We start from the raw sequence: 10,331 nt of genomic DNA, 5'->3' as shown, positions 1-10,331 counted from the left end.
GTGCCAGCCATTGCGGGGATCGGGGGAAAATTCAGGTACTTTTTCCCTGAAAATTAGGTAGTTGACCACCTCAAAACTGGTAAAACCCCACACCCCACACCCCACACCCCACACCCTGCCCCCAGGAAAAGCTTTTTCAGCAAACCCTAATTAAAATTCAAACTTCTGTCACCTCCCTCGATGATGAGACGGTTAATCAACTTTTGCAGAGTCTTTCGGCTAAATTAGCTAAACATCTGGGAAAACCCGAATCCTATGTGATGACAGCTTTAGAATCGGGTATAAAAATGACTTTTGCTGGCACTTTTGAGCCGGTGTGTTATGTGGAGATTAAAAGTGTTGGTTCTATTTCCGCCGCTCAAACTAAAAGCATGAGTAGTGATTTTTGTCAAGAAATTGAGGCTTATTTAGGAATACCGAAAAATCGCATTTATCTAGAATTTGCCGAGGCGAAAGGTGATCTTTGGGGATGGAATGGCACTACTTTTGGCTAATTTATGCCAAAATTATCGGAGATAGGGCTTATTTTAACTCTCTGGTGAGGATTTTTGCCTGTTCAATCCAAGCTAACATCACCGCAATATCGGGACATAAATCGCGTCTTTGCAGATTAGCCACCTGAAAGCGGAGAATCTGTCGATGCAACTGCTGAATTGATGTCTGTGCCAATTGCGGGATGGAAGCAATACCGGCATGAACCAGCAAACCGCAGTATTGACAACCCACGGTGGGAATCGAGGCTAATTCCGCCATTGCCACCCACTTATTAATATATTTAGCCTGAATTTGCATTCTTACTGCTAATTTTTCCTTACCCAATTGCGGACGAACTTTTTGCAGAAGTTGTGCGGTGGTGTCGATACCGCAATCCTTTAATTTTTGGCAATCTTGGTCACTTAACCCCGGCAAATGTTCAATTAACCAGCTTTGCCTGTGGATAAGTTGCGATCGATTCATCGAAATTATTAACTATTGATAAGTAGATTATAGCAGTTAAGTAGGGAGGCACAATTATTTGTAGGATGGGTTAGCGGTAGCGTAACCCATGCGGGCTATCGATTATGAAGAATACATCAGTATTTATAATTTAGTAATTAAATTAATCAGAAATTTTAAAGATGATCTATTAAATGCCACCGTGACGGAACAGTATAAAAAAGTCAAAATTATATAGGGTTTGCTGAAAAAGTCAATTGGCTGATGATGGGGTGAGTTTCCTACACTCCACCGATTATGCCTGAAAGCTTGCATTTTTTGCTTATTCATTTTCGGTACCCAAGAAATACCTTAACCAAGATTGTAAAGTTTTAGCACGTCTTTCAACAGTACTTTCTGAAAGTGACGGACACACTTCTAGTAAAAATTCTCTTGCTCTTTCTGGTTTGATTTCGGAGAGATCATGAGCATTTTGCCACTTAAACCATGCCAAACCCACCTTTGAAGCAATAAATTGGTGAGCCAAGAATCTTTTTTTTGATTTTTCTGACAGACGATCAAGCATGAAACAAGCAGTAGTTGGCTGCACTCGTTCGTCAGCCAGATTAAGAATTTCTGCAGCCCTTCTATAGTAGGAAAACTGCCTTTCTGTAATACCATTTCTATCCAAAAACTGTTGTCGAACAGTTGGCAAAGAATGAGGATATTGAATTAACAGCGAAGATAAATCAACAACTCGTTCTAACCTATCAGCTTGTGGAATATCATGAGAAAGAACCCTGATAGATCGTGATTTTAACCCTGTTAAACTAGATATATATTCATGTTCTGTAGAAATTGTTTTAATGACATTAAATTCTGAAGAATTAATGGAGACAGCCATATCTACTCGCAAATCATCCTCTTTGATTTTTGTGACACAATCTTGCCAAATACTAACAACTTCTAAGTCATTTTCACTTTCATTATCAATTTTTCCTGAGGAAAGGTCAGAGATAGTTTTTGCCAGTAAATTTGCGTGATTAGGACTGAGATTGACATGAAGTATAATTGTCCAAGAACCAGGTATTGCCTGCGCTGGAGTAAAAGCGGGAAGTTTATTGATTCTCTCAAAAGTCAGATCGGCAATTTCTTGAAATAACCGCTCTAATTTATCAATTACACTAGCAACTACAGACCAAGATTTTCTATCTTTAGAATCATTGTCAATACGAACTGCAACTGACAATCCATCACTATCAAGAACTGTTCCAATAGTGGCAAGAGACGAAGTGACTAATTGGAGTAACTTGTCTTTTGTCTCTGCCAAATTCTTATCTTCTGTATTGCGCTGTAAACTTTGAGTATTATAAATTTTTTTAATTAATTCTTCACCAGCAGAAAAAACATTACTATCTGAATATTTGGTTGTCCTGGCTTCTTCAAAAAATATATTAATTCCCTCTGACCATTCAGCTTTTAACTCTGAGTCATCTACTTGCTCTAATAGATTATTACTAAGAGATTGAAGTTCTTGAAGCTGCGTTTTGACATGAGGTGCTTTCGCATAAATTCTTCCCCAAGTGGCCAAAAAATCAAAAGTTTGTTCGGCAATTAAAGGGGTTCCGTCCGCAAGACTAACTTTAAAAAAAGCGTCGAGGGCAGGGGCAAGAAGCGCAAAAATTGGTAATTCCCAACTATTGACAGAAGCGGTAAGAACAAGTAGGCTGATTCTAGATGGACTATCAGGGGGAATACTATTGCGAGATAAAATTGACGCAATAAATAACCAAACAACCTCATTGTTAATCTCGCTGTCATTCTGTAGAAGCTTACGTCCCAATACCCCTAAGCCGATTTCTGAAGCTTTGATCGATCCCAGTGCCAACAGATCTGCAAACTCTCTAACATGACTATCCACCCTTCTCAGATTGCCGAAAGCTCTATCAATTTCTTCTCTAGCGTTATCACTATCGCCAGAGTCTAAAAATTGTTGTACTCTTCTAAGCATCGTTGTCATTCTGTTTGGGGCGAAGGGATAAAGGTAAGACCACTGCGAATTTCAATATCTACACGGGCGTTTTTAGTTTTACGTTTAGAATCCTGAAATGAGTGCGGTTGTGCCTCTGGAGTGACACCACCTTGCTCACTAGCATTTGTAACAAAGCGTTCAGCTTTTCTAAACGCTTGTTTCCGTTCCTCTCGTTGACATTCGCTGCATTGCCCTTTAATATTAGCAAGAAATGATAATCCTTCTTTAGCAGTAACAGGATTTTTTCTTGCCCAAGAACAACTGTATCCACCCTCTTGCTGGATATCGTCTCCTTGAGCTTGTACCCTCCCACGATAAGGTTCTGACGAACTCGACATATTAAATGTTCAAATTTATTCATTTAAGACAATTATATAGTAATTATCAGCAAAAATGTCAAACAAAGCCCAAATACTTGATTAGAATCAATTATCAAAAGTTTAGCTATAAAATTATGTAGAATGCTTTCGACGACGTACTGGGAAATTACCTGACAAAAAAAAGTTGATAGAACCAAAACGGTCTATCAACTCTTAAAGTTATCCATTCAAGAACTAAAAATTAACGTTCCTGAAAGACGATTTTTTTGTCCAGGGAAGGACGGTTATTCGACTTAGAGGGGTACTTACTACCACCACTGCGGGGAGTTTTATTAATCACCGGTTTACTGCTCGTCGGTGCGGGAACTTCCCAATCGGTTTTCATCCACTGGGGACAATTTTGATCGTAGATCATTTGCAGGGCAGCCGCCGCGATCGCTTGGGGATCGTATTCTTCACTTAAATCCCGCACTAAAGGCAAGAAAGAAGCCATACGTTCCCCCGATAAAGCCTCTTTTAGCTGATTTTGCAGCTTGGCCAGGCGTTTTGCTTCTACTTCGGTGCGGCTAGGAATGGGACTAGATTCCAGACGTTGACGCAGACGCTGTTCAATCTGACGCAACAAACGCCGATCGATCGGTTCTACTAAAGATATAGCAGTTCCCGTTTTACCAGCGCGGCCCGTGCGGCCAATGCGGTGAATATAGGTTTCGGCATTATCCGGCAGATCATAGTTAATAACGTGGCTGAGATTTTCCACATCTAGACCGCGGGCTGCGATATCCGTGGCTACCACTAATTTAATTTTGCCCTCGCGGAAACGTTGCACCAGTCGTTCCCGTTGCACTTGGCTTAAGTTACCGTGGTATTCATCCACCGTTTGCCCCGCTTCTTGCAGTTTGCTGGTTAATTCGGCCGCGGTTTGCTTGGTGCGGACGAAAATAATCGCCGATTCTAGGGGTTCGATCTCTAACAGGGGTTGCAGGACTTTTAATTTCGTCCAACCGCGAGGGATCAGATAAATTTTCTGCTCGATCTTAGCAGGAGCGGCCTGGGGTTGAGAAACCGTCACAGAAACGGGAGATTTCAAGAAATTAGCGATTAAATCGCGGATTTCCCGGGGCATAGTTGCCGAGAAACAGGCGGTTTGACGGGTGGAGGGGGATGCTTGCAGAATTTTCTTCACATCATCGATAAAACCCATACTGAGCATTTCGTCCGCTTCATCGAGGACTACCCAGTTTAAGGATTCGAGATGGAGTTTTTTGCGATCGAGCAGATCGATTACCCGGCCGGGAGTCCCGACCACAATCTGGACACCTTTTTCCAGACTGCGGATCTGACGTTCCATGGATTGACCACCACAGACTGTCAGGATAAAGAGACGACGATCATCAGAGAAATCTTTGATGGCGCTGGCCACCTGTTGGGCTAATTCCCGGGTGGGGGTGAGGATTAAAGCTTGAACGTTAGGATTTTTGGTGTCCATGCGTTCCAGTAAAGGCAGGGAATAGGCGGCGGTTTTGCCGGTTCCCGTTTGTGACATTCCTACCATGTCATGCCCTTCTAGAAGGAGAGGGATGGCTTTGGTTTGAATTTCCGTGGGGGTGGTGAATCCAAGCGTTTCTAGGTGTTGAAGACGGCTATCGGATAAACCTAAATTGTTGAAACCAGTGGTCATAGGGATTGTTTTGTGGGAATTAAATAAGAAAAATGGAAAAATTAGACTATTTCGCCGTAGAGATCGTAGGTATCGGCCGCAGTGATTCGGACCTGTACGATCGCACCTAGAATCGCCTCCCCTGTCACATAAACCAAGCCATCCACTTCCGGGGAAAAACGAGCGGAGCGCCCGATTAATTCTCCTGTTTCTGGGTTTTCCTGTTCGATGAGAACATCGACAGTTTGACCGATATAAGCTTGATTTTTGCGTTCCGAGATTGGTTGCTGAGTTAACATCAACCTTTCGCGGCGTTCGTCCATAATTGCCTGTGGCACTGGATCGGGCAGGTCAAAAGCGGCTGTACCTTCTTCGGCGGAGAAGGTAAACACCCCGACGTGATCGAACTCATGACGCTTGACAAATTCCAGCAGATGGCTGAAATGTTCCTCGGTTTCTCCGGGGAAACCGACGATAAAAGTCGTTCGTAAAACCGCGTTCGGGATAGCTTGCTTGATCCGCTCGATAATGCCATCGTTGACTCGTCCTTGCCAGGGACGGTTCATCCCCCGCAGGATGTCGGGATGGGAATGTTGTAGCGGCAAGTCTAGATAGGGTAAAACATTCGGGGTCTCTCGGATCGCCTCGATAACCTTTGGCGTTAACCCGGTCGGGTAAGCGTAGTGAACGCGAATCCAAGGTATATCGACTTCTCCCAGCGCTCGCAAGAGTTCCGCTAATTTGGGTTCGCCATATAAGTCTAACCCATAATTGGTTGTTATTTGCGAAATGAGAATTAATTCTTGCACCCCTTGGCTGGCCAATTGTCGCGCTTCGGCCACAATGGACTCGATCGATCTCGATCGCTGATCGCCGCGCAGCTGGGGAATAATACAGAAAGCACAGCGATAATCGCAGCCTTCGGCCACCCGCAGATAGGCGACTCCCTCGCTGGTGGTGCGATAACGGGGCAGATTTTCGTCGGCGATAAAAGTGGGATCGGCGCTGACTTCCTTGACTCGTTCTCCCGTCTCTACCCGTTCGACGATCTCGACAATTTTCTGATAATCCCCCGTGCCGACAATGGCCACGGCTTCCGGCAATTCCGTCAGGAGTTCATCTTGGAAATGTTGGGCCATACAGCCGGAGATAATAATTTTTTTATTAGCTTCCGCCAGTTCCACGAGGGTGCGAACGGATTCTTCTCTAGCTGCTTGAATGAAACTACAGGTATTAACGATAACGTAATCGGCCAACTCCTCGTCATTATCTACGGGATAGCCGGCCTTGGCCAGCAGTCCTAACATATGCTCGGAGTCGATCCGGTTTTTCTCACAGCCTAGGTGTGAGATGGCGATGGTTGGCTTATTGCCCATGCGATCGAGTATCAACCAAATCTTAAACTTCTCTTTTAATGTTAAGACATTGTGAACTACTCTCAACGGATTTGAGAGCTTCCTGCTTCAATGGGATGCGCTTTCTACCTCGAAAGATAGCAAGTCTTACCTTCCCGACCCAGGCAGGAGTCCTAGTTCCTAAGACCCACACTTTTTCTTGCAACACGACCCCCCGAAGCTCGGTTATCGCTTAAGGAATAGTGGTCAAGACCCGTTTATGATAACATAGTTTTTTGGAATTGTCTATATACAAAGTCAGCATTGATGAGGGGAACTGTGGGGCGAATTACTTCGCCCCTTGAAAAGCCCCGTCCCATCGCACTAAGCGCGAGGGACGAATGCTGGCACTAAGTTAAAATAATTTCCCCCCCGTGGAACCGTGGGTAGGCCTTCACCCTGTTAAAATGGGTGAGCGGCGCATGGTTGGGGACGCTAAGAGTAGTATACGCTGTGAACTTAATTGCAACTTTCAAGACAAAAAACCCGATTATTGGCGTGGTTCATCTCGCCCCCCTGCCCACTTCCCCCCGTTGGGGTGGCAGTCTCAAGACGGTGATCGAGCGGGCTGAACAGGAGGCGACGGCTTTGGCTGCCGGTGGTGTTGATGGTTTGATTATCGAGAATTTTTTTGATGCCCCCTTTACTAAGCAACAGGTGGATCCCGCCGTGGTTAGCGCCATGACGTTAATTGTTGATCGCATTAAAAATCTGGTGGTCTTACCGATTGGTCTTAATGTTCTCCGCAATGATGCCCATAGTGCTTTAGCGATCGCTACCTGTGTTAATGCCCAATTTATTCGGGTTAATGTGCTAACGGGGGTTATGGCCACCGATCAGGGCATTATTGAGGGTCAGGCCCACGAACTCCTGCGTTATCGCCGCGAATTGGGGTCTGAGGTCAAAATTTTAGCGGATGTTTTAGTTAAACACGCCCGCCCCTTGGGAACCCCTAATCTGACTACGGCAGTGCAAGATACGATCGAACGGGGACTGGCAGACGGGGTGATCCTCTCCGGTTGGGCCACCGGTAGCCCCCCTAGTTTTGAGGATTTGGAACTGGCAGTGGCGGCGGCCAAGGGAACACCGGTTTTTATCGGCAGCGGGGCTGATCTGGACAATATCGGGCGGTTACTGCCGGCTGCTGATGGGGTGATCGTGGCTAGTTCCCTCAAGCGTCATGGCAAAATTACTGAACCGGTGGATCCGATCCGGGTGTCGCAATTTGTGGAAACGGCACGCCTGATCAACGATCAAAAGGCAAAAATTGATAATTCGCTGCCTTCTTTGCCTCTGTCCACATAACCCCTTGCTAGAATGGCGGATAGTTTCAGGGGATAGCTATCCTAAGTTTTTAGGAATTGAAAACGTCCTAATTAACACAATATGGTTAGGGAATTTTTCCTTTCAACAAAGTGCATTGAGATTTCTCTCCTGACTCCTGACTCCTGAATTCTGCTGTAATTTAATCTAAATAATATTATGCGTCGTCGTTCTGTACCTTGGATTCATCGCTACTCCCGGCCCCTAATTGGGGGCGTTTCGATCGTGGGGGCGATTCTGACCGGCTATTTAACCATTACCAAACTGACGGGAGGGGCTGCTGCCTGTACTGCCGGGGCTAGTGATGGGGCTGGTTGTAGTGGTGTTCTGAATAGTCCCTACGCTACGGTTTTCGGGCTGCCCTTGAGTTTGTTCGGTTTTTTGGCCTATATTGCCATGGCGGTTTTTGCCCTCAGTCCTCTATTTATCAATGGGGAAACTCAGAAAAATCTCCGCAAAAGTTTAGAAAATAATACCTGGTTATTGCTGTTAGCGGGGGCGACGGCGATGGCGGTATTTAGTGGTTATTTAATGTATATTCTAGCCACGGAATTAAAGGAATTGTGTCCCTACTGCATCACTTCAGCTTTGTTCGCTTTAACCCTATTAATTCTCACAATTATCGGTCGCGAATGGGAAGGTTTAGGACAAATTATACTGCCGATGGTTGTAGTGGCAATGATTACTTTTGTGGGAACTTTAGCGGTTTATGCGGGAGTAAATTCCCCGACGGTGGCAGGAGGAAAAGAAGAAATTACCCGGCCAATGACAGCGGCTACACCTCCCTACGGTTGGGAAGTAACCACGGTTTCGGAAGAGACAGAAATCGCCCTGGCTCAACATTTAAAAGCAATTGGTGCGAAAGAATACGGGGCTTTTTGGTGTCCCCACTGTTACGATCAAAAACAGTTATTTGGTAAGGAAGCGGGAGAAATCCTCAAAAAAGAAGGGGTTTATATCGAATGTGATCCCCAAGGGGTTAATGGTAATCCTCAAGCTTGTCGCGATGCCGGAATTAAAGGTTTCCCCACTTGGATTATTAAGGGTCAAGAATATTCGGGAACCCAAAGATTAGAGAAATTGGCTGAGGTTTCTGGTTATACTGGCCCGATGAATTTTAAATATACAGTTCCGGGACGTAAGTAGGAAAATATTGAGGGGTTGAACCCTGTTCAGCCCCGACATTTTATGGTGTTTGTTCTCTAGATAAAGTAGAACTTTAATTTTGTTCTTAGCAATAGAGGGAGATTGAAAGTTGCCAGATTTTGATCAACCTATACCCCAAGACAAACTTGACATTATTGATAAAACTAGAGCCAATTTATTTGTTTGGCGAGGTCAGTTTTCACCCCAACTGATAGAGACTATTTTAAGTTTCTATTGCCCATCTAATTCGGTCATCCTCGATCCTTTTGTGGGTAGCGGAACTGTTTTGCTAGAGGCAAGTTATTTATCCCTAGAAGCTTATGGATTTGAGATTAATCCCGCTGCTTATATCATGAGTCGTACCTATGAATTTATCAATGATTCTCAAAAAAAAGAAGTTCTTAAAAACCTGAGAAATATCCTCGATCAAGAATTTCCTTTGAGAATTTTTGAAGTCAGTGACCAAGTAGAAAATTTAGTAGATAAATTGCAAAATACTAGGAATATGCTACCGGATCGGTCAAAGGTTTTATTTGATGCTTTAGTAATCATTTTTGATGTGTGTAACAATAAAATTACTCAGGAATTTATTCAGAAAAAATTTTTACATCTTAGCAATATAATTACTAAGCTACCTTACTCTCAAAAGCCGATCAGGGTTGAATTATCTGATGCTCGTTCTCTACCACTAAAAAATAATCAGATAGATTTTGTTGTGACTTCTCCACCCTATATAAATGTTTTTAATTACCATCAAAATTATCGTCAATCTGCTGAAATCTTAGGATGGGATTTACTCAAGATAGCCAAGTCAGAAATTGGTTCTAATAGAGCAAATAGGAGTAATCGTTTTTACACTGTAGTACAATACTGTTTAGATATGGGTGACATTTTAAAGGAACTGGCAAGAGTCAGCAAGCAGCAAGCAAGAATTGTTTTAATTGTAGGACAAGAATCTAACGTTCTTGGCGTACCTTTTTATAATGCTGATATTATTGAAAAAATAGGTGTCAAAGCCAAGCTATTTCAGAAAGTATTAAGACAAAAAAGAAAATTTAAGAATAAATTTGGTAAAGTTATTATAGAGGATATAATTAATTTTATCAACTTAAATAATCAAGTTAGCCAAGAGGTAATAGAACAAATTTCTAGAGAGGTAGCATTTGAGGTATTGGAAAGCAGTAGGCTGTTTGTATCTTCAGAAAACCAGCTATGTTTAGAATCAGCAATTGCCAAAGTCAATAATATTCAAAAAACACCAATTTTAGATAAGAGATTATATATTGACCCTGTTAATATTTAATTTTAACGAATTGAAAAGATTTGATGCTTTTTCACAATTTATTGACTATTGCTATAGTTGTAATTAAACAGTAAACAATCCCAACCCAGCAACTAACTAGGGTCTGCTGAAAAAGTTTTCCCTGGGGGCAGGGTGTGGGGTGTGGGGTGTGGGGTGTAGGGTTTTACCGATTTTCAGGTGGTCAACTACCTAATTTTCAGGGAAAAAGTACCTGAATTTTCCCCTCAATCACTCCAAT

The 10,331-nt window shown here is 43.3% G+C and carries 10 protein-coding genes; 5 read left to right on the top strand and 5 right to left on the bottom strand.

Annotated elements, in window-relative coordinates; genetic code table 11:
• Positions 1–149 precede the first annotated feature (149 nt).
• Entirely contained in the window at positions 150–494 is a 345-nt protein-coding gene (locus PX481_RS04555; RefSeq protein ID WP_159294496.1) for a phenylpyruvate tautomerase MIF-related protein, read from the top strand.
• Between the two features lie 28 nt (positions 495–522).
• On the opposite strand, the gene PX481_RS04550 is transcribed toward PX481_RS04555, so the two are convergent.
• Positions 523–957, bottom strand: a complete 435-nt coding sequence (locus PX481_RS04550; protein ID WP_288093796.1) for a DUF4332 domain-containing protein — start codon at positions 955–957, stop codon at positions 523–525.
• A gap of 88 nt (positions 958–1,045) precedes the next feature.
• Between PX481_RS04550 and PX481_RS04545 the strand changes: the two genes are divergently transcribed.
• Positions 1,046–1,174, top strand: a complete 129-nt coding sequence (locus PX481_RS04545; RefSeq protein WP_288093795.1) for a hypothetical protein — start codon at positions 1,046–1,048, stop codon at positions 1,172–1,174.
• An 84-nt stretch (positions 1,175–1,258) separates the two neighbouring features.
• Here the strand turns inward: PX481_RS04545 and PX481_RS04540 are convergent, their stop codons facing one another.
• From PX481_RS04540 to rimO, 4 genes are all read right to left on the bottom strand, one after another.
• On the bottom strand, positions 1,259–2,926 hold the full coding sequence (locus PX481_RS04540; RefSeq protein WP_288093794.1) for a DUF7226 domain-containing protein: 1,668 nt from the start codon (positions 2,924–2,926) through the stop codon (positions 1,259–1,261).
• 5 nt (positions 2,927–2,931) lie between these two features.
• Positions 2,932–3,285 (bottom strand): hypothetical protein, encoded by a 354-nt coding sequence (locus PX481_RS04535; RefSeq protein WP_002741232.1) that lies wholly within the window; start codon positions 3,283–3,285, stop codon positions 2,932–2,934.
• A 223-nt stretch (positions 3,286–3,508) separates the two neighbouring features.
• Positions 3,509–4,948, bottom strand: a complete 1,440-nt coding sequence (locus tag PX481_RS04530) for a DEAD/DEAH box helicase (protein WP_002763242.1) — start codon at positions 4,946–4,948, stop codon at positions 3,509–3,511.
• Between the two features lie 41 nt (positions 4,949–4,989).
• Positions 4,990–6,303, bottom strand: coding sequence for a 30S ribosomal protein S12 methylthiotransferase RimO (rimO, locus tag PX481_RS04525; protein WP_012265912.1), 1,314 nt, complete (start codon positions 6,301–6,303; stop codon positions 4,990–4,992).
• A 471-nt stretch (positions 6,304–6,774) separates the two neighbouring features.
• On the opposite strand from rimO, the gene btpA reads away from it, so the two are divergent.
• The 3 genes from btpA (at position 6,775) to PX481_RS04510 (ending at position 10,093) form a co-directional block, all read left to right on the top strand.
• Positions 6,775–7,626: a photosystem I biogenesis protein BtpA gene (gene btpA, locus PX481_RS04520; protein ID WP_043999475.1), complete on the top strand. Its 852-nt coding sequence runs from the start codon at positions 6,775–6,777 to the stop codon at positions 7,624–7,626.
• Positions 7,627–7,803: 177 nt separating this feature from the next.
• Complete coding sequence (locus PX481_RS04515; RefSeq protein WP_288093792.1) at positions 7,804–8,790, top strand: vitamin K epoxide reductase family protein; 987 nt, start codon at positions 7,804–7,806, stop codon at positions 8,788–8,790.
• A 109-nt stretch (positions 8,791–8,899) separates the two neighbouring features.
• Entirely contained in the window at positions 8,900–10,093 is a 1,194-nt protein-coding gene (locus PX481_RS04510) for a DNA methyltransferase (RefSeq protein WP_002763246.1), read from the top strand.
• Positions 10,094–10,331 lie beyond the last annotated feature (238 nt).

Source organism: Microcystis sp. M53603_WE2 (genome assembly GCF_030065435.1).
Note: the sequence above shows the minus strand (reverse complement) of the source record. Positions and strands in the feature narration are given on the sequence as shown.